This window comes from Corallococcus sp. AB011P, from assembly GCF_003611605.1.
Taxonomy (GTDB): domain Bacteria; phylum Myxococcota; class Myxococcia; order Myxococcales; family Myxococcaceae; genus Corallococcus; species Corallococcus coralloides.
Window position 1 is genome coordinate 179,264 of sequence record NZ_RAVX01000017.1, and the last position, 17,881, is coordinate 197,144.

Below are 17,881 nucleotides of genomic sequence, written 5' to 3' on the forward strand. Positions count from 1 at the left end.
GTTGACCCCTCGACGCAGGCACTGGAGGGCGAGCAGCCAGCCACCCCGTGGGCGGCTACGTGCGGGAGTGGCCCCGGCGCGCGGCGTCCACGCTCCAGATGCCGGAGCCGTGAGCGGCGATGTAGAAGAAGACGAAGCAGTAGAGCGCCGCGAGCTCGCCCTGGTTCAGCAGGGGGTTGAGGTTGCCCCCGTTGGGGACCACGTGCCCCATGAAGAAGGCGAACGCCATCGTGCCGCTGGAGATGAACGCCGCCGGGCCGGCGAACAGCCCGAGCGCCACGAGCAGGCCGCCCAGGAACTCGATGCCCCCCGCGCCATAGACGATGAACGGTGGCGCCCCGGCGGGCATCCCTCCGAACATGCCGAAGACCTTCTGCATGCCGTGCAGCATGAACATCAGCCCCGCGGCGATGCGGAGCAGTGCGTAGATGCGTTCAGCGTGGGGCCGCAGGAATCCCATGGTTGTTCTCCGAGCGTGTGCCGGGGGATGGAAGGTCCCGGCACGCGCCCGTGAACCATAACGGCGGGCCCGTGTCCACGCCGCGCACGGGCCCGAGGCGTCACTTGCTGCTCTGGACCACGGTCTCTTCCACGATGGTGAGCTTGTCCACCGCGCCCGTCATCCCGATGTGCGTGAAGGCGCTGTAGGGATAGGCGCCGTCATCGAGCTGCTCCACGAACTCGATTTCATCACCCGTCACCTGGCGGCCATCCTCCAGGTTCACCGTGAACGCGCCTTCCTGGAAGCGCACGCGCCAGATGCAGGCCCCCACGCGGCCCACGCCCGTGGTCACGCCGAAGCCCTCCACGCCGAAGTACAGGTCCGGGTGGCGCATGCGGTCCATGTACGCCCAGATCTGCACGGAGGACCACTCCCACCAGCGGTGCGGGAGCATCATGGCCACCATCTCGCCCTGGTTGCGCACGTTGATGGCGTAGGAGGAGCCGCCCGGGCTTCCGGTGAACGTGGGCAGCATCCGCATGCCGCCATCGGGGTTGCTCGGGTCCGGGGCCAGCGACAGCGTGCTGATGACCTGGTCCTCGTTGCGGCCGTAGAACCGGATGCCCTCATCGCTCGCGCCGAAGTCCACGATGGACTTCTGCCGCCAGCTTTCGGCGCGGCCCATGAGGCCGACGACGCCGTCCTGTTCCAGGCTGTTCAAGCCGGTGACCACCAGGCCCTCGTCGGTGGACTTCAGCGCCGCGCTGCCCGTGCCACAGTGGGCGATGCCCTCGAAGCGCTGCACACAGTTCCGCGGGGCCGCCATGACCTCCTGTGACGCGGAGGCGGCCTTGGCCTCCTCCTGCGAGGGTTCCCCCTGACAGCCCGCGAATACTCCCACCAGCGTGGCCGTCAGCAGCCGGCCCACGAACATTCCTGCTCGCATCATGGACATCCATTCCTCCTCGGGGTGGACAGCGGAGGCCAGATGTCTGCAATGGACAGACCACTGCCCCCAACCGAGACAGTCACTCGGATGGCAATGATTGCCGTGTGGAGGCTGTGACGGTTCAGGTCACAGGAATACTGGTTTTGTGGCGTTTGCGGTTATTTCCGACGCGGCCCGTCACGATTGGCGCCCAGTTGGTTTCGCGCCGCGTCGATGGTTTCGAGCAACGCGATGCTGTGTTGCAGCGGGTGCAGGGGTGACTCGGTGCGTCCCTCGGCGATGTGCAGCGCGACGGCGGCCGCCTGCCAGGCGAGGCCCTCGCTGCCGTGGATGCCGGACGGGTCGGTCCAGCGCAGCCGCTGGTCCGACCTGGCGGCCTTCAGCGTGAAGCCGCCGGGGGTGAAGAAGCGCGAGTCGAGCTGGAGGCGCGCGTGCGTCCCCGCGATGACGGCCTCCTGGGGTGTCTCCGCGAAGAGGGTGGTGTGCAGCAGCGCCTGCGCGCCCGTGGGGTACGTGAGGATGAGGGCCGCCTGCCCGTCCACGCCTGTCTGGGTGAGGGTGCCCGTGGCGTGGATGTGTGGCGGCGGGCCGAGCACGAGGTGCGCGAGCCAGATGGGATAGATGCCGATGTCGAGCAGCGCGCCACCGCCGAGCGCGGGGTTGAAGACGCGGCCTTCGGGGTCGAAGTCGAAGCAGCCTCCGAAGTCCGCCATGACCAGACGGATGTCGCCGAGCACGCCGTCCCGCAGCAGCCGTTCGATGAGCAGGGTTTGCGGGAGGAAGCGCGACCACAGGGCCTCCATGGCGAAGACGCCCGCGGCGCGAGCGGCCCGGGCGATGTCGCGGGCCTCGCCAGCGTCGAGCGCGAGCGGCTTCTCCACGAGGACGTGCTTGCCGGCGGCGATGGCGAGCAGGGCCTGTCGCTTGTGTTCGCTGTGGGGAGACGCGACGTAGACGATGTCGACGTCGGGGTCCGCGACGAGCTGCTCGTAGGACTCGTGGACGCGCGGGACGCCGTACTGCGCGGCGAAGCGCCGGGCGCGCTCGGGGTCACGCGAGGCCACCGCGTGGACGCGCTGGTCGGTGTGCCGGTGCAGGGCCCAGACGAAGCCACCGGCAATCCGCCCTGGAGCGAGCACGCCCCAGCGCAGCACGGGGCCTCCGCGCAGGGGGATGGCCTCGACGTGGGGGAGGGTGGTGGGGAAGTCGCTCACGGTCCAGACTCTAGCCGGGGGACGCCGGACGCGGATGGAGTAGGGTGCGCGTCCGATGTCGCTCCCGCTCGTGCACATCTACTGCGATGGCGCCTGTTCGCCGAACCCCGGCCTGGGAGGCTGGGGCTCCATCCTCATCGCTCCCGAACGCCAGGGCTACCGCAAGGAGCTCCAGGGCTCGGAGGCGGACTCCACCAACAACCGGATGGAGTTGACCGCGGCGCTCGTCGCGCTGAAGGCCCTGAAGACGCCGTGCCGCGTCCAGGTGTTCACCGACTCGAAGTACGTGTGCAACGCCTTCGCGGAGAAGTGGCTGGACACGTGGCAGGGCAATGGCTGGCGCACGTCGGGCAAGAAGGCCGTGTCCAACGCGGACCTGTGGCGCGAGCTGCTGGAGGCCGTCCGCGTTCATGAGGTGACGTGGCACTGGGTGCGCGGCCACTCGGATGACGTGGAGAACAACCGCGCGGATGCGCTGGCCGTGGCGGCCCGGTTGGAGCTGGCGGCCCGGCTCGGACGGTAGTCCCAGGGTGCTCGCGGAAGGATGCGCTCGTCCAGCGAGACGAGCGCACGGGCCATCCGTGCGGTGATGGGCTCATTCCGGGCGTCGTGCATCGAGGTGCAGCAATGATAGGGCATTCGGCAGGGCCGCGCCCTCCGCCGTGTTGTCGAAGATGCACCACACCCGGCGGCCGGACTGCTCGTGGCCCGCAATCTCCACGGCCAGGGCCTCCAGGAACGCCTGGGAATATTCGGAGTAATACATCTTCGGCGAGCCGTGCAGCCGGTAGTAGACGACCTCCGCGTCTGGAGGCTGGGGCGCGCTCACCGCGGGCGGATCCGCTCTCACATAACGGATGCGTGCGTCGTCCAGCACCTGCCGGGCCTCGTCCGTGAACCAGGTCCGGTGCCTGGGCTCGCACACGACGTCCACCGCGGTCCGCTCCCGCAGGGACTGGAAGAACGCGTGGGCCGTTTCATGCTCGTGCTGGAGGCTGGGCGGCAGCTGCACCAACAGGCATCCCAGCTTGGCTTCCAGGTGGCCCGCCTCGCTCAGGAAACGCTCGAGCGGCTCGCGTGCGTCGCGCAAGCGCAGCTCATGGGTGATGACCTTGGGGACCTTCACCGCGAAGCGGAACGTCTCCGGAACGCTGTCACGCCAGCGGGCGTAGGTGCCGGGCCGGTGCGGCCGGTAGAAGGAGGAGTTGAGCTCCACCGCGGGAAGGACGCGCGCGTAGCGCTCCAGGTGGGTCCCCGTCGTAGGGAAGTGTTCACCCACCGCGCTCGACAGGCTCCAGCCGGCACAGCCGACCCGGCAGCGCTCGTGAGAGGGGTTCGAAGGTCCGTGTCGCACCCGGAGAAGCTAGGCACGGACCGGCGCGATGCTCACCCTCACCCGCGCCAGAAGCGGCGCACCTGGGCGTCCGTGCGTTCCTGTTCCGCGAAGCGGACGAGGAGGGGTTCGGACAGGGTCTCCGGCACGCGCAGCTGGGCGAGCATCGCGCGGACCTCGAACTTGCGCGTGAGGCCGAGCAGGGCCTCGCGCTCGGGCACGGTGAGGCCGGGGTGCCAGCAGTCGGCGATGAGCACCACGCGGCGCTCGGTGCCCCGGTTCCAGGTCTCGTGCTCGAAGGAGTCGTGGAAGGTGAGCACGCGGCCCGGCTGCCAGTGCCGCGTCTCCGAGCCCACGCGGATGCCGCAGCCCTCCGGCACCTTGAGCCCCAGGTGCAGCCGCATCCGGAAGCCGTCCCATGAGCAGTGCGGCGTCAGCGTGGTGCCGGGCGCGTGCGAGGAGAACAGCACGTCCGCCAGCGGGAAGTCGGTGCACTCGCCGTCCAGCGACCGCACCACCTCGGCCGTCTCCTCCATGGCGAGCTGGGGCCAGAAGAGGCGGTCGGTGCGCTCACCGCCGAAGTAGATGGGGTGCACGGACCAGTGGCCAGTGCCGACGATGCCGGAGTCGTAGTGCAGCAGGTCCGCGTTCTCCAGCCGCTCCATGTCGCGCGTCACCGCGGCCAGGCAGCCCTCCAGCGCCTTCGCGGCCGGTGGTGGCGGGTCGCGCCACGGGTGCTCATCCAGGCCGGGGAACGGCGGGAAGATGGTGGGGGACTGGTCAGGCCTGACGGGCAGTGCGGGCACCTGGCCCATGAGCATGCGCAGATAGTGTTTCAGCCGGTCCAGCTCCGGCCCCGCGCCCAGGACCGCGTCGACGTAGCCGCCCTGCCGGGCCAGGTCGACGATGCGCTGGCGCACCTGCGCGGTGATTTCCTGAGGCGATGTCTGCGCGACCATGGTGCGGTGCCTCCGATGGAGAGGCGCAAGCCATAGCCCGGCGGCGAATGCAGCGTCCAGGGGTGGCGCTGCCCCGTTCGCGGATGACCCGGTCCCTCCTCGGACACGCCACGGGAATAACTCCGGACGCGAGCGTAACAGCGGGGCAACGCCCACTCATTGAGAGGTTTCACACCATGATGCGACTGTCCCTGTTCGCGGCACTGACCCTCCTGTTGACCACCCCGGCCTGCGGCCCCGCCGATGAGATGGATTCCGAAGCCGGGTTTGGGATCGAGCAGGTGGAGCAGGCGGCGACGCAATCCGCGGGCACCACGTCGGAGGAGCTGCCGCCCATCAACTGCCCCAGCCGGATGGTGGCCTACTTGATGGGGTGTAGTGGCACCGGCTGCGACAACGTGTCGATGAGCTGCCGGGACATTCCAAGCAGCGCCGTGGTTGGCAGCAAGGCTTGGACGGCGGCATTCTCCGAGGAGACCTCGACGCCCACCGTCTGCCCCTCGGGCTCCTGGGTGACGGGTGTGTCCTGCACGGGCGGCTACTGCGACAACGTCTCGCTGGAGTGCACGAAGATCACCGGGCCCACCGCGGTGGACTGCCACTGGACCGGTTGGATCTCCGACGAGACCGCCCCCTATCAGGCCCCCGAGAACTACTTCATCCGGGGCGCGAAGTGCCGGGGCTGGTATTGCGACGACATGAGCTTCCAGGTCTGCAGGATGGGCTGAGGTTCCGGCGGACCCATTCCAATGCCACCGCGCGAGCGGACAGACTGGGCTCCTTCAAGTCCAAAGGGGGAGCTGTCCTTGAGTCTTTCGTCTGTCCGCCGTGCGCTGTTGCCGTGGGTGTTGCTCGTGTCCGCCTGCAAGGGTGAGGGCACCGTGGGCTCTCAAGGGCCTCAAGGGCCTCAAGGGCCTCAAGGGCTCCAGGGGGAATCGGGGCCCGCGGGAGCGCAGGGGCCTCAAGGCGAAACGGGACCCGCGGGAGCCCAGGGGCCTCGCGGTGACGTCGGGCCCGCGGGAGCGCCGGGCAGCTCCGGGACGGACGGGCTTCTGGCCGCGCGCGTGCGGATCATCCCCCTGCAAGCCACCGCGCTGGAGTCCGGCGCCGCGCTCATGGCCGCCGTGGACGCGGTGCCTTCCGATGGTTCGCAGACGTGGGTGCTGAAGCTCGGCGCCGGCACCTATGACCTGGGGACGGCGGGCCTGGTGCTGAAGCGGGGCGTGTTCCTGGAGGGCAGCGGCGTGGGCGTGTCGCGCATCACGTCCTCGACGGCCGGGGATGGCTCGGTGGTGGGCGCCTCTGGCGCGGGGCTGCGCCTGCTCTCCGTGATCAACACGGGCGGTGGGACGCGGTCGGTGGCGATCTTCAACAGCGACGATGGCTTCGCGGTGAGCGAAGTCCGGGCGGAGGCGTTCGCGGGCCAATCCCTCACCTTTGGTGTGCACTACCAGTCCGCCAATAGCATCACCCTGTCGCGCGTCGAATCCCAGGCGACGTCGGACCGGGGCCGGGTGATGGGGTTCGCGTTCGACCAGGTGGGCATCACGCTGGAGGACTCCAAGGCCGTCGCCCAGGGCACCGCGAGCGCGGTGGAGTCGGTGATTGGCGTGGGCGTGGCCGGAAAGTTCGGCTTCCTGCGCCGCGTATTCGTCAATGCCAGCGCGAGCAACGGAGCCCGGAGCTTCGGTGTGGAGGCGGCGGCCCAGAGCGTGGACATCGTGGACTCGCAGGTCTTCAGCGGAGGCGCCGGGCTGTCCGCGGCCCTGCACGCGGAGACGCCCGGCGTGTCCGTGCGCTCCAGCCGCCTGAAGGGGACCGGCACGGGAGGGGCCTTGGGCATCTACGCGGACTTCCCGGCTCCGCCGCCCGGGGTCCGCATGGGCATCGACCAGTCCTCCATCGAAGGCTACGAAACGTCCGTGTACCTCAAGGCGGGGAGCACGGCGCGGCTGGGCCACGCGACGCTCTACGGCGGGGTCTTCATGGAGCAGGGCGCGAGCGCCTTGTGCCTGTTCACCTTCAAGACCGTGCAGCAGGACACCCTGCCCGTGGACTCCAACTGCCTGTGACGAGTCCCGCCCTCGCGGCCAATGACTCCGCGCTTACCTGCAGCCGCTGTCGTCACAGGCGGCGGGGACCTTCTGGGGTGCAGGCCGCTGCGCTCCGGATGCGGGGCCCGTCTGGGCCTCGAGGAGCAGGGTTTGCAGTTCAGCCCCCAGCTGCAGGTCGTCGTGCATGCCGAAGACCTGCCGGCGAAGACGTCCCTGCGCATCGATGAGGACGGTCGTCGGCGTTCCTTGCATGGCGTACGCCCTCATGGTCCGCGGGATGGGGTCGCCACCTTCGCCCGGTGCGTCCACGCCCACCGGGAACCTCACCCGGTACTCGTGGAGGAACGCCCGCAGGGATTCGAGCTTCATGGCTTCGTGGTGTTCGAAGACCGTGTGCAGTCCGACCACGACGAGCGGCGCGCCCGCGAAGACCTCCGCGACGCGCTGGGCCTGCGGAATGCCCCGGGCGACGCAGCCTGGGCAGAGCATCTGGAAGGCGTGGAGGAGGATGACCTTGCCGCGGAGTCGCTCCAGGGTGAGCGGCTCTGGCGTATTGAGCCAGTCGGTCGTCCGCCAGTCCGGTGCGGGGCGCGGTGTCATCAGAAGTCCCCGTCCTTGACGTAGGGGTGGGCCCAGAGCGTCACCTGCAACAGGCACGACTTGACCCACGCCGCATGCATCTTCTCCACGTCCTCCGCGGAGTGGCCCTGCTCGGCCAGAAAGGGGCGCAGGGTGAAGGTGACCGGGAAGATGAGCGCGAACAGGTTCCGGAAGGGCACGAGGTCCGTCGAAGGGGCTCCGTCGGTCTTGTTCTTCCCGACCCGGTGGTGGCGCAGGCCGATCTCGTGCTGGTAGTCGAGCCAGGCCTGGTCGTACCGGGCGCTCGACGTATCGAGGATCCACTGGCCGAAGCGCTTGCGGACGGAGGTGAGGTAGTCACCCAGGGGCTTGCCGTCCGTCTTCCCGCTGAACGAGGCGAGCAGGTGAGGCTGGCTCCCGACGAACCCATACCAGACGTCGAGGATGGCCTCGACCCGCCCCTTCACGATGTCGTGCGACATGCGGAGGGCCTTCACGTCCTCTTCGCCGAACAGGACGCTGGCCTTCATCTGTTCGAAGTCGTTGAGGGAGACCGGCGAGCGCGAAACGGACGCGGCGCCGTGGGTATAGCCGGGGATGTTGCTCATTGTATCTTCTCCTGCTCGGAGCAGAGCTCCGCCGTTGCCGTCGGCCGGAGTGGCCGCGGAAAGCCGTGTTCATTCGTGTTTGAGACTCGGGGGCGTCAGCCGCGACGCATGAACTGCTCCCAGACCTCGCGTCGCGCCGACTCCGCCGCGAGTTCGTGTTCCGGGCAGTCGACGCGCAGTTGCTCACTCGACAGGGGCGCGTCCACGAAGGCGCAGTGATGCGGCGACGCGCCCGGGCGCACATTTGGACGGAAGTGCGTGCAGGTCACGCACATGCCGGTGACCGGAACGAGCCCTTGCTCCTGGAGCATCCGGATCATCTTGACGATGCCGGCGAAGAACGCGCGCTGCTCCTCCGGGGAGAGGTCCGCGACCGCGTCCGCCATGAACTCTGGCCACGAACGCGCGCGGGCGCCGAGTGAGGCGCCCGTGGCCGTGGGCGTCAGGAGGCTGGCGCGCGGGTGCCTCGGGTCCGCGGAGCGGGTCACGAGCGCCTTCTCGACGAGGACGCGGACGGAGTCGCTGATGGTGGGAAGCGTCACGCCGAGGCGCTCGCTCAACTCCTTGCCGGTGAGGGGCCCGTTCGCGACTAGCGTGGCGAGAATCTGTCCCTGCGTCGCGGACAGGCCCGCTCCATTCGCCTGCTGCCACGACTGCTGCTTCATGGCGAGCCCGATCTTGTGGAGCCCTGTCGCGATGCGCGCGGAGATGGGTTCGCTGTTCTCGTCGAAGTATCCCGGTCGCTTCCCAGTCATGCACTTGATCTAAGTTAGGACTCCTAAGTTGTCAAGACGACCGGGCGGAGCGCTCGTGTGGCAGAGTCGCCCCGCTTTGCATCCCTTCGCGTTCACCCGCCGGTTCCGGGCCTGGCACTTCGTGCTCGGAGCCTTGTTCATCTACGCCGTGGTCTGCGTCTGGAGCGCCTTCCGGGGTGGGGTGTTCGCGTTCCACGACCTCGCGCTCCTGAACGACCTGTTCTCGAACGCGGTGCACCGGGGCCGCCCCTTCTGGGTGACGGACGCGGACCTCAACCACCTCACGGTGCACTTCACCCCGACGCTGCTGTTGCTCACGCCGCTGTTCCTGCTCAGCGATTCGCAGTTCCTGTTCATCCTGTTGGGATTGGTGGCGCTGTACGCGGCGGTCGGGCTCCAGGTCTGGTTCTTCGAGCGCATGGTCGAGGAGCACGAGCTGCTCCCCGCCGTCTGGAGGCCGTGGGTCTCGGTCGCCTTCACGCTGTACCTGGCGCTCAATCCGTTCGTGAAGACGGTGGCGCTCTCCGCGCACTTCGAGGTGTTCTTCCAGCTGGGCTCCACGGCGGTGCTCGTGATGCTCCTGCGGGGGACGCGGATGCGGTGGGTCGTGCTCACGGCGCTGCTCACGTTGGGCGTGCGTCCGGATGGCGGCCTGTTCCTCGCGTTCCAGTCGGCGGCCTTGCTGCTGCTGCCGGCCGTGGCGCGTCCGCCGCGAGCGCTGCTCACGCGCAGGGCGCTCGGGGTGTCCGCGCTGGCGCTGGGCTACCTCGCGCTCTGTGTCGCGGTGGTGCTGCCAGCGCTCGGGACGCCTTCGGGCACGCGGTTCTGGTCGCACTACGGCAACACGTGGGGGCAGGTCGCCTTCACCGCGCTGGGCGACCCCAGCAGGGTGGTGCATGACGTGGCCACCAGCGGGCTGGTGGTCTTCCAGCGCAGCTTCTGGTGGATCCAGCTGCTCTCGCCCGCGGCCACGCTGGTCAGCACGATTCCGGGCACCTTCTTCTTCATGGCGGATGCGCCGGACAAGCGACTGCTCTGGTTCTACAACTCCGCCTTCCTGCTGCCCGGGCTGGGCGTGTGCGCGGCGGCGGGCTTCGGGAGGCTCGCGGAGGCGTGGAAGCGCGTGCTCGCGCGTGGGCGGGTCCCTGTCTGGGCCGCGACGGTGCCCGCGCTGTTGCTCGCCGTGCTCGCGCTCCTCCAGGTCGCGCGCTTTGACCGGACCATCGGGTCTCCGCCGCTGCGCCCCATGCCGCCGGTGGATGGAGACTTCCGCCAGGCCTTCGAGCGCCAGGTCCAGGCCTGTGCTTCCTGGCGCGCGGTGGCCACGGACTTCCGCTCCATCGTCTTCGTGCCCAACGGCTACGACCGCTTCCTCCTGCACCACTATGAGCGGGCGCAGGTCGTGCTCGTTCCTCCGCGCGTGGACACGCTCCTCCTGGGAGCGGCCTCACGAGAGGCGTTGCTCGATACGCTCCAAGGTGATGCCCGGTTCGAAGAGGTGGCGGACCCGGGACCGGTCCGCGTCTTCGTGCGGAAGGATGCGCGCGGCTGCGGTTCGTGACGCGGTTCCAGGGGCGGTGGACGGAGGGGGCTCATCCGAGGTCCAATCACGGCCGTCATGACCCCAGACGAAGTGCAGAGAACCTTGGCGGACTCGGAGCTGGTGCCGTGCGCGGAGTTGTCACTCGCGGATGCCCGGAGGATGGTGGAGGGCTTCCTGGACGCGGACGTCCCCGCCCTCGTCCACCGTGAGGCGTGCGGCAAGGTCGGCTGCTCTCCGAAGTTCCAGGTGCTGGTGCGGCCCGAGGATGGGCCCCGGGTGGCCGCCCTGCTCCAGCAGGGGTGGCTGGAGTCGGTGCGCCGCGAGGGGCTGGTGCCAGAGGGGGCGACTCCCCGCCTTGTGCCCGCCGCCCCATCAGACGCCACCGAGGAAGAGGGAGAGCCTCCCTGCCCGGCCTGTGGAACGGCCGCCCCGCTGGTGGCGGGCGCCTGTAGCGACTGCGGCCTTCAACTCGAGTAGTCCGCCGCGTTCACTGGACGTCGGGTCTGACGGCTCAGCCCGCCAGCTTGCAGAGGGGTTTCAGATCGGCATCGTAGAAGCCCTCGCCCGCGACGTAGATGAGGCCCTTCCACTCGCGCGCGATCCAGCCCTCCAGATTGTCGACCATCTCCCAGCAATCCTCAGTCGCACCTTTGGAGTCGATCTCAAACACGATGAGTTGCCGGGTGTCCTCGAGCCGTGAAATCAACGCCGCGTGCTTCTTGGCCAGCGCCGCGTGCTGGAGCTCCTCAATGGCTTCCTGCTTGTCTTCCGCGAACTCCTTCGCATTGTCCTCGCGATGGAGGAGAACAGGGCGCTTGCGCGCCTGGTATTCAATCTTCAATTCCGTCCACGGCGTGTCGCCCGCTTGCGAGGATGAGGGGGTCACGGTGAGCCGCGGAGGACTCTCAAAGTAGGCTCCTTCCTCGATGAAGTGGGCGATTTCTCGAGAGCGGAGTGGTTTGTCCGCCTGGCAGAAGATGTGGATGAACAAGCGTGTCCTCGTGTTGTCTCAGTCTTCCCAGGTCCTGACGTCAACGACGCTGGGGCTTTCACCGTATTCGTAGAGGATACGCTTCCCGGGGTCCAGCTTGTCGACGTAGATGAGCCTGTCCCCTTTCTTCAAGCCGTCCAGTTCAATCTTGAGCTTGTCTCGCAGGCGTTTGATGGGAATGCCTTTCTTGAGCATCGCATCCACCTCCACGTAATCCGTCCCGCCGTTCTTGTTGGGCCTGGTGAGGTCGACATACTTGCCATTCAGCGCGGTGGTCTCGGTATTCTTGAAGCCCTCTTTCTCGAGCAGCCGGCGGGTCTGGACCTGGTGGGCACCTCCACTGCGCCCTGGACGTCCACCTTCGGCGGCGGCCTTGTAGTGACGTGCCTTGTAGGCCTCGAAGTCGAGAATCTCCTTCTGGGTCTTCCCCTTCTTGTACTGCTGATAGCGATACCGCTCGTAACGCCATTCAGCGGCTCCCTTGGCACCCACCTTGGGTTTCTTGCCTTCGGGGAGTTTGGGCGGCCAACCCCCCATCTCCTTGGCCTTCGCGGCCTCGGCCTTCTTCCTCTTCGCGGCTTCCGCGTTCTCGAGAGGAGACTTGCCCTCGCGGTAGTTGTTCGTCCGCTCCCGCAGCCATGACCCCAGGCGGCTTACACCAAACGCACTCTCCACCGCGGTGCCCTTGAGCGCTGCGAGCGCGGCCTCAGCGCCCTTGGCCGACGCCCACATCACCAGCACCTCGACAATCACGCCAGCGAGCGTGCCGATCGCCTCGGCAAGCTCGTGAGCTGCCTTGTCGATTTGCTTGTGGTTGCCGTTGGCATTCCACACGCTCTTGAAGAATGTGGCGAAGGCCTTGCCAATACGGTGGAGGGAGTCCGAAGCCCACTTGACGAGGAATCCCAGCCCCAGCCACTCAAGGAGCAGCATCCCCACCTCGAAACCGGCAGCGGCTCCGGGGGCGGCCCCCACACCCCCCGCCAGTGCCCCGAGCGCGGCGCCAATCGCCGTGCAAATGGCGAGCAGCAGCATTGCGCCCACTGCCATCTCAAGGAGCGCCGTCAAGACCGAGATGAGGGCCTTTTCGACATGCTTCCCGACCGCCTGGGGAATGTAGTCGATCGACAACCGGATGGCCTTGCGGAGATCCGCCTGGAGCTGGCCTACCTTCTCAAGGGTGTCTGCAATCCCCAACGCAGCCGCCACTTCATGGCTGTAGGAGCCGCTGCTGAGTTTGCCCTTCATGGCCTGGGCAAACTTCCTGCTTGGAATCCAGATGAACTCCCCTGCCTGGAATTGCAGCGACTTCCATCCGTCGAGGAAAGGAGGAATGGGACGCCGGTTCGCCGCAGCCAGGACCGTGACATAGAAGCGCAGGTCCGAGCCCCACTTCACGAGGTCATGGTAGTGCTGCTCGGCGATGGAAATGGCGTAGCCTGATTTGCCCTGAGCGACGCGTTGAAGCAGTGCGTTGGGGTCGGGGAGCGGGTGCTCGGGGGAAGACCAGATGTACTCGGCGGCGACATAGCCCTTGCGACCGTCGCGGGTGGACACATACAGCCATCCGCCAGGAATGCGGCTCACCACCTGGACGTGTGTGTTGAAGGCCAGTCTTCCGATGATGTTGTTCCCCGTCATCGGGCTGGAGCGCAACCGGAGCGCAGGCGTTCCATCCCAGGAGACGATCCCGATCTCGCCGACATACACGCCCTGACTGGGAAGCTGGCGCGCCTGGAGCTGTGGGCCGGGCGTATGAAGGGGCGTGAGTGCCACCAGTCGACCCGTGAGAAACGGCTCACCAGGCATCTCTGGCCGCCTTGTCGTGCCACCAGACAACCAAGCATGACAATGAAGGACCGGGCAAGGTCCGCTGCTGTGTCATCGCTCTCCCAAGGCAGCGTTAGAAAAGACGGTCGCCCATCATTTCCTTTATCCCAGCATTTTGTCTCGAATCCCCCAGGTTCCTTGCCGGAAGCCCTTCTGGGAAGTAGTGGGATTCGAACCCGCGGCCTGCGTGTTTTTGAGCGCGGCGTATCTGCCAGGTTGGGTCATTCCGGAGCGAGCTGCCTTGGATGTGAAGTCGGGATGACTGGATTCGAACCAGTGACCTCGCGCGTATGAGGCGCATGCTCTTGACCAGACTGAGCTACATCCCGTTGGGTTGGATTCCTCGAGGGAGGACCCGGACATGACTGAGGCCGGGTCCCCCCTCGGGAGCCCGGCCTCTGTCCATGCCCGTCCCGGTGTTACCGGATGGCGGCGTGGGTCAGGTGCCGGGCGGACAGCTGTGGAACGAGGCGATGGCCAGGTCCATGCTGTCGGGAGTGGGCTCCATGTCGGTGGGGCTCGGCTTGTCGCTCTTCGTCATGGGCATCACACTCCTTTCGCGGGGAGCAGGGACGCAGCGGAAAATCCGTCCTGACAGAGCTGCTTCCGCCAGCTCCGCTTTTCGATGCACCGGACGTTGTCCACGTCCGCGAGCGTCTTCAGATACCGGCCCAGGTCGAGCCGATACGTGCACCGGCTCCCGGAAATGACGACGCGGCGTCACTGCACGCCGGGCGCTCGGAACACCTGGCCGTTGCGGCCTTCCAGCACGAGACTGGCCTCGTCCGAGCTGCCCACGCGCAGCTCCACGCGGGGCTGGCCTCGACGGTCCACCAGGAGCAGGCCCGGTGAGCCCTCCTCATCCGCGCCCAGGATGGCGCGGGGCCGCCCCGTCACGTCCGCCAGCTCCAGCCGCGACGAGCCGTCCACCTGGAGCCCCACGGAGAACAGCTCCGCGCCTCCGGCTTTGGACAGCGTCAGGCGTGGCGCCTCGTCGGAGAACACCATCAGCTCCGCCAGCGACTCGCCTTCCGCCGTGGAGAAGCGCAGGCGGGGCGAGTCGTCCTCGCCCACACCCAGCAGTGCCCGGGGCCGGCCTTCGCTGTCGTTCAACACCAGCGCCGCGCCGCCATGGCGGTTCGCTTCAAGGCTGGCCCGCGTGCGGCCCCTGGCGTCCTTGAGCACCAGCCGCGAGGCGACCAGCTCTCCCGATTGCGATGGCGGTGCTTCGTCACGCAGGGCCGCGGTTCCCAGTCCCACCCCAGCCAGCACGAAGGCCGCGAGGGTGAGGCCCTGCCACCGTCGGAGCCGGCCTTCCAGCCGCTCCATGCGCGCGTCCAGTGAGTCCATCCCGGCGTCGCCTCCTGTCCCACCCTGGTGGGACGGCAGGAGGCTAGCAGAGGCCGGCGGGTCTCCGCTTTAGCGGGGCAGGAAGAGGAGCAGGAACGTGGGCAGTGCGGCGACGAGGACGCCCACTCCGAGCGTGAGCACCATCTGGAGGAAGAAGAGGTCCTCCAGCGTCTCCTCCAACACGCCCTCCAACCGGTCGATGGCCAACATCTCCAGCTCCCGCACCGCGGAAGGCACGTCCGGCGACGTCAGCACCGCGCGGAGTGCGATGAGTCCCAGCACCCGGCGGGACTGGTCCATGAGGAAGCCTTCCAGCCATCCGGCGCGGGAGGCCGCGGATTCGCGCTCCTCCTCGGGCTCCCGCATGCGCTCCGCCACCGACTCCTCGATGGCCCGGGTGAGCTCCGCGCGACTGGGCGTGCTGGCCCCGCGCAACCGCCGGGCGACCTGCAGTGTCGCGGGCTTGAGGATGGCGTACGCATAGCCCATCAGCCCTCGCGCGCGGACCTCGCTCGCGAGCCGTGAGCTGACCCCGTGGAGCATCCAGACGTAGCCCCCGGCCAAGGCCAGGGGTAGGGGCGTGAGCACGAAGCTCAGGTAGTTCAGCCAGGAGGGCGTCGGGGCCGCGCCCGTAAAACGCGGCGCGAGCACGAAGACGCCCGCCAGCACCAGACCGAAGCACCCGAAGAGGAAGAAGCCCTTCAGCGCGCCCCCCACGCCGGAGCCCAGCAACGCGGGCACCATGGCGAGGAGGCTCCGCATGCCCGCTCGGGTCATGCCTCCCATGGATTCACGCGGAGGCGCTTCGAGCGGTGCCGCGTCCGGGTCCCGTTGCTTCAAGGCCGCGTGGCTCATGACGAGCGCTCCATCTCGGCGGTGGCCCATCGGTCCACCTGTTCCGCGGAAGGCGGCGATACATGCGCGCTGACCTTCAGCTCGCGCCTGCGCCGCCACCACATCAGGAGCGCGGCGGCGCCGAAGAGCACTGCTCCCAAGGCCAGCCGGAACAGCAGCCACGGGATGGGGCCGGACCGGGAGCTCTGGCGTTCCTTCCACCACGCCGTGCCGGTTCCAATCAGTGCGAGCACGCCCGGAATGGCGGCCATGTGCCACAGGAGCCCACTGTCACGGCCCGGCACGAGCGCCAGGAGCCCCAGGAACACCGTCAGGGTCCACAGCAGGATGCGGCCCAGCCGGAAGTTCGTCAGCCCCACCAGCACCGCCGCGACGGGCTTCGAGCCCTCACCACTCATGTTGCGTCCCCATGGGGACGTCATCCTAGAGGGGAGCGGGCTCGCGACCAAAGCCAGCCCCGGGCGCGTCAGGGCTCACGGCTGGGGGCGCCACCACAGGCCCTTCAGTCCCGCCTGCTCACACGCCTGACGTGCCTCCTCGGTGTAGCAGTAGTAGAGCAGCTCGGGGACGGAGAACACGGGCGGGAAGCCTCCGGGCGGCGGGCGGAGCACGAGCGGCTCGGCGTCCTCCTGGGCTAGGAATTCTTCGCCGCACTGGTGGAAGGGCACGCCCTTCACGAGGGTGCGCTCCCGGTCGAGGCAGTCGGTCCGCTCCAGCAACTGGAGGATGACGAAGTCCTCGTTCTTCAGCGCCGGGTCCGTCACCGAATGCCAGGTCCTCCTCCGAGGGTATCCGCTGTACACGAGGTGTTTGATGCGTTCCGCATAGATGACCGTGGGAATGAGGCGGTGGCGAAACGGGCCCACCTCTTCGAGCACGCGCACCATGCGCCGTGAGAGCAGCAGCCACCCCATGGACGTGGTGCACAGGTGGTCGCGTCCGGCGATCCACTCCAGGTTGCCGTAGTACTCGATAACCCCGGGCGCGCCCTGCTGGCTCTGATAACCAATGTCGGGAGCGAAGAACGTTACGTCCATGAAACCGTCGAACTCGATGAGATGGGCGTCGTAGATATCCGCATTCTCCTTGGCATGGGAGACATCTGTCGACAATGCATACATCATGTGGTGTGTAACTCCCTGTAAGAGGACAGCTCCAGCAAGGCCAGCTTCTTCCCCGTGAGCACCCTACCGCCGCGCTGCTCCTGGAACATCTTGATGACCGGCTCCTTCAGGCTCCCGGATTGGATGGCCTGACGCAGCTCGTGCTCGACCTTGAAGAGGGCCTCCTCAATAAGCTTGGGCGTCCAGCTGGAGGGCGCCCCCTTCGTGCGCAGCCTATTCCAAGCCGCCTCAAGCCGGGCGCTCACGAACTCGCTGTAGCGCGGGTGGCTGCCTGAGTGGATGAGTCGGCCCTCCACGTTGAGCCCGGAGTGCATGTCGAGGATGTTCGACCCTCGGTCAATCGTATAGCCTTTGAGCCTCTCCATGGCCATGCGGATCAGCGGGTGGGTTTGGGCGACCGCGTCTGGGATGAGGTGGTGCATGGGATGGCCCGCGGAGAGCCGGACTTCCGCTGCCGCCCGCGCCGCCGGACCCTGGGTCTTCTCCACCCAGTCCAGGTAGTTCTTCCGGTAGCGGGTGAAGACGCTGAGACGGGGCGTGCCCTTGCCGACCTTGAGCACCACCAATCCGTCTTCGATCACCGTGAGTGCCCCGTACTCGTCGCCCAAGGACCTTCCGTCCGGACGGCGCAGCCGGTAGGGCTGGGAGCCCGTATTCAACTTCTCCAGCCGGTAGCCGGCGGCCTGGAGCTCCCGCTTGAACACGTTGAACTCCGGCGTTCCTTCCTGCGGGATGCGGCGTCCGACGAAGTCCTTGAGCTTGTCCCAGTTGGGGAGCTTCTCCAGCAGCTTCTCCAACTCGGCATCACCGAGCGTGCGCTCGGTCAGGGTAGGCTCGGGATCCGGCTTGGACGTCCCGCCTTCCTGGACAGCCTTTGACAGCAACGGCGTGCCGGAGCCCCAGGGATTGAAGGGAATGGGAATGGCCGGGGCGGCGGTGATGGAGCCCGGTTGGAACACGGGGACGCCCGCGTAGGCCCCGCCGGGACCCGCCGCCGCCATCATGTAGATGCGGGGCGGGGTGATTCTCACGGACGTCATCAGCTTGAGCCCACGTCCCGCGTTGGTCTTCACACCCATCAGCGCCAGCGCCGCCATCGCGATGCTCACCAGCATCCGGAGGAAGGACTTGCTGGCCTCCTTCAGCTTCTCCGGGGAGCCATTGGCCTCCCAGGCCTGGGTGAGCCACAGCTGCGCGTGCTTCAGGGCCTCCCCTCCGGCCTCGATGAGGCCATGGGCTCCGAACGCCGCCAGGCCCAACTGGATGAGCGCCGCCGCGAGCTGTCCTACGCCGGT

Annotated in this window: 20 protein-coding genes and 1 tRNA gene; 5 read left to right on the forward strand and 16 right to left on the reverse strand. The window is 67.8% G+C overall.

Translation table 11 applies throughout. The annotated features are described in order from the left end of the window. Positions 1-55: 55 nt before the first annotated feature. The 3 genes from D7X30_RS31590 to D7X30_RS31600 form a co-directional block, all read right to left on the reverse strand. Positions 56-460, reverse strand: a complete 405-nt coding sequence (locus D7X30_RS31590) for a DoxX family protein (RefSeq protein ID WP_120566693.1) — start codon at positions 458-460, stop codon at positions 56-58. 100 nt (positions 461-560) lie between these two features. Next, positions 561-1,391 (reverse strand): hypothetical protein, encoded by an 831-nt coding sequence (locus D7X30_RS31595; protein WP_147443369.1) that lies wholly within the window; start codon positions 1,389-1,391, stop codon positions 561-563. Between the two features lie 158 nt (positions 1,392-1,549). Next, the gene (locus tag D7X30_RS31600) at positions 1,550-2,605 is read right to left on the reverse strand and encodes a Gfo/Idh/MocA family protein (RefSeq protein WP_233591895.1); all 1,056 of its coding nucleotides are present in this window, start codon (positions 2,603-2,605) and stop codon (positions 1,550-1,552) included. A 55-nt stretch (positions 2,606-2,660) separates the two neighbouring features. On the opposite strand from D7X30_RS31600, the gene rnhA reads away from it, so the two are divergent. Then, positions 2,661-3,128: a ribonuclease HI gene (gene rnhA / locus D7X30_RS31605; RefSeq protein WP_120566695.1), complete on the forward strand. Its 468-nt coding sequence runs from the start codon at positions 2,661-2,663 to the stop codon at positions 3,126-3,128. 72 nt (positions 3,129-3,200) lie between these two features. On the opposite strand, the gene D7X30_RS31610 is transcribed toward rnhA, so the two are convergent. Both D7X30_RS31610 and D7X30_RS31615 read right to left on the reverse strand, forming a co-directional pair. Further along, positions 3,201-3,884: a DUF72 domain-containing protein gene (locus tag D7X30_RS31610; protein WP_199724602.1), complete on the reverse strand. Its 684-nt coding sequence runs from the start codon at positions 3,882-3,884 to the stop codon at positions 3,201-3,203. Between the two features lie 113 nt (positions 3,885-3,997). After that, the gene (locus D7X30_RS31615; RefSeq protein ID WP_120566697.1) at positions 3,998-4,897 is read right to left on the reverse strand and encodes an aspartyl/asparaginyl beta-hydroxylase domain-containing protein; all 900 of its coding nucleotides are present in this window, start codon (positions 4,895-4,897) and stop codon (positions 3,998-4,000) included. 176 nt (positions 4,898-5,073) lie between these two features. Here D7X30_RS31615 and D7X30_RS31620 point away from each other — a divergent pair, with 176 nt between their 5' ends. After that, the gene (locus D7X30_RS31620; protein ID WP_120566698.1) at positions 5,074-5,625 is read left to right on the forward strand and encodes a hypothetical protein; all 552 of its coding nucleotides are present in this window, start codon (positions 5,074-5,076) and stop codon (positions 5,623-5,625) included. A 336-nt stretch (positions 5,626-5,961) separates the two neighbouring features. Next, positions 5,962-6,969 (forward strand): hypothetical protein, encoded by a 1,008-nt coding sequence (locus tag D7X30_RS31625; RefSeq protein WP_120566699.1) that lies wholly within the window; start codon positions 5,962-5,964, stop codon positions 6,967-6,969. Positions 6,970-7,002: 33 nt separating this feature from the next. On the opposite strand, the gene D7X30_RS31630 is transcribed toward D7X30_RS31625, so the two are convergent. The 3 genes from D7X30_RS31630 to D7X30_RS31640 form a co-directional block, all read right to left on the reverse strand. After that, positions 7,003-7,551, reverse strand: a complete 549-nt coding sequence (locus D7X30_RS31630) for a redoxin domain-containing protein (RefSeq protein WP_120566700.1) — start codon at positions 7,549-7,551, stop codon at positions 7,003-7,005. Beyond that, positions 7,551-8,138 carry a protoglobin domain-containing protein gene (locus tag D7X30_RS31635; RefSeq protein ID WP_120566701.1) on the reverse strand — a complete coding sequence of 196 codons (588 nt, stop codon included), beginning with the start codon at positions 8,136-8,138 and terminating at the stop codon, positions 7,551-7,553. Before D7X30_RS31635 ends, D7X30_RS31630 begins: the two co-directional genes overlap by 1 nt. A 95-nt stretch (positions 8,139-8,233) precedes the next feature. Further along, entirely contained in the window at positions 8,234-8,893 is a 660-nt protein-coding gene (locus tag D7X30_RS31640; RefSeq protein WP_120566702.1) for a MarR family winged helix-turn-helix transcriptional regulator, read from the reverse strand. 76 nt (positions 8,894-8,969) lie between these two features. Here D7X30_RS31640 and D7X30_RS31645 point away from each other — a divergent pair, with 76 nt between their 5' ends. Then, entirely contained in the window at positions 8,970-10,454 is a 1,485-nt protein-coding gene (locus D7X30_RS31645; protein WP_120566703.1) for a hypothetical protein, read from the forward strand. Positions 10,455-10,511: 57 nt separating this feature from the next. After that, positions 10,512-10,913, forward strand: a complete 402-nt coding sequence (locus D7X30_RS31650; protein WP_120566704.1) for a hypothetical protein — start codon at positions 10,512-10,514, stop codon at positions 10,911-10,913. Between the two features lie 34 nt (positions 10,914-10,947). On the opposite strand, the gene D7X30_RS31655 is transcribed toward D7X30_RS31650, so the two are convergent. The 8 genes from D7X30_RS31655 to D7X30_RS31695 form a co-directional block, all read right to left on the reverse strand. Beyond that, positions 10,948-11,427 (reverse strand): hypothetical protein, encoded by a 480-nt coding sequence (locus D7X30_RS31655; RefSeq protein WP_233591897.1) that lies wholly within the window; start codon positions 11,425-11,427, stop codon positions 10,948-10,950. Positions 11,428-11,445: 18 nt separating this feature from the next. Beyond that, entirely contained in the window at positions 11,446-13,203 is a 1,758-nt protein-coding gene (locus D7X30_RS31660) for an SH3 domain-containing protein (protein ID WP_233591899.1), read from the reverse strand. Between the two features lie 307 nt (positions 13,204-13,510). Further along, positions 13,511-13,586, reverse strand: a tRNA-Met gene (locus D7X30_RS31665). Between the two features lie 391 nt (positions 13,587-13,977). Beyond that, positions 13,978-14,607, reverse strand: coding sequence for a hypothetical protein (locus tag D7X30_RS31675; RefSeq protein WP_120566705.1), 630 nt, complete (start codon positions 14,605-14,607; stop codon positions 13,978-13,980). A gap of 69 nt (positions 14,608-14,676) precedes the next feature. Further along, positions 14,677-15,462 carry a hypothetical protein gene (locus tag D7X30_RS31680; RefSeq protein WP_120566706.1) on the reverse strand — a complete coding sequence of 262 codons (786 nt, stop codon included), beginning with the start codon at positions 15,460-15,462 and terminating at the stop codon, positions 14,677-14,679. Then, positions 15,459-15,860, reverse strand: a complete 402-nt coding sequence (locus D7X30_RS31685; protein ID WP_120566707.1) for a hypothetical protein — start codon at positions 15,858-15,860, stop codon at positions 15,459-15,461. The genes D7X30_RS31680 and D7X30_RS31685 overlap by 4 nt, the downstream gene beginning before the upstream one ends. 75 nt (positions 15,861-15,935) lie before the next feature. Further along, entirely contained in the window at positions 15,936-16,586 is a 651-nt protein-coding gene (locus D7X30_RS42435; protein ID WP_199724603.1) for a hypothetical protein, read from the reverse strand. After that, positions 16,583-17,881 (reverse strand): AHH domain-containing protein (locus D7X30_RS31695; RefSeq protein ID WP_147443371.1); only part of this gene is annotated, 1,299 nt, incomplete at its 5' end. The genes D7X30_RS42435 and D7X30_RS31695, both read right to left, overlap by 4 nt.

Bases quoted from the DNA above. Each gene is read 5' to 3' on its own strand.
- D7X30_RS31590 (WP_120566693.1), bottom strand. From the start codon at position 460: ATGGGATTCCTGCGGCCCCACGCTGAACGCATCTACGCACTGCTCCGC.
- D7X30_RS31595 (WP_147443369.1), bottom strand. From the start codon at position 1,391: ATGATGCGAGCAGGAATGTTCGTGGGCCGGCTGCTGACGGCCACGCTG.
- rnhA (WP_120566695.1), top strand. From the start codon at position 2,661: ATGTCGCTCCCGCTCGTGCACATCTACTGCGATGGCGCCTGTTCGCCG.
- D7X30_RS31615 (WP_120566697.1), bottom strand. From the start codon at position 4,897: ATGGTCGCGCAGACATCGCCTCAGGAAATCACCGCGCAGGTGCGCCAG.
- D7X30_RS31620 (WP_120566698.1), top strand. From the start codon at position 5,074: ATGATGCGACTGTCCCTGTTCGCGGCACTGACCCTCCTGTTGACCACC.
- D7X30_RS31630 (WP_120566700.1), bottom strand. From the start codon at position 7,551: ATGACACCGCGCCCCGCACCGGACTGGCGGACGACCGACTGGCTCAAT.
- D7X30_RS31635 (WP_120566701.1), bottom strand. From the start codon at position 8,138: ATGAGCAACATCCCCGGCTATACCCACGGCGCCGCGTCCGTTTCGCGC.
- D7X30_RS31640 (WP_120566702.1), bottom strand. From the start codon at position 8,893: ATGACTGGGAAGCGACCGGGATACTTCGACGAGAACAGCGAACCCATC.
- D7X30_RS31650 (WP_120566704.1), top strand. From the start codon at position 10,512: ATGACCCCAGACGAAGTGCAGAGAACCTTGGCGGACTCGGAGCTGGTG.
- D7X30_RS31675 (WP_120566705.1), bottom strand. From the start codon at position 14,607: ATGGACTCACTGGACGCGCGCATGGAGCGGCTGGAAGGCCGGCTCCGA.
- D7X30_RS31680 (WP_120566706.1), bottom strand. From the start codon at position 15,462: ATGAGCCACGCGGCCTTGAAGCAACGGGACCCGGACGCGGCACCGCTC.
- D7X30_RS31685 (WP_120566707.1), bottom strand. From the start codon at position 15,860: ATGAGTGGTGAGGGCTCGAAGCCCGTCGCGGCGGTGCTGGTGGGGCTG.
- D7X30_RS42435 (WP_199724603.1), bottom strand. From the start codon at position 16,586: ATGATGTATGCATTGTCGACAGATGTCTCCCATGCCAAGGAGAATGCG.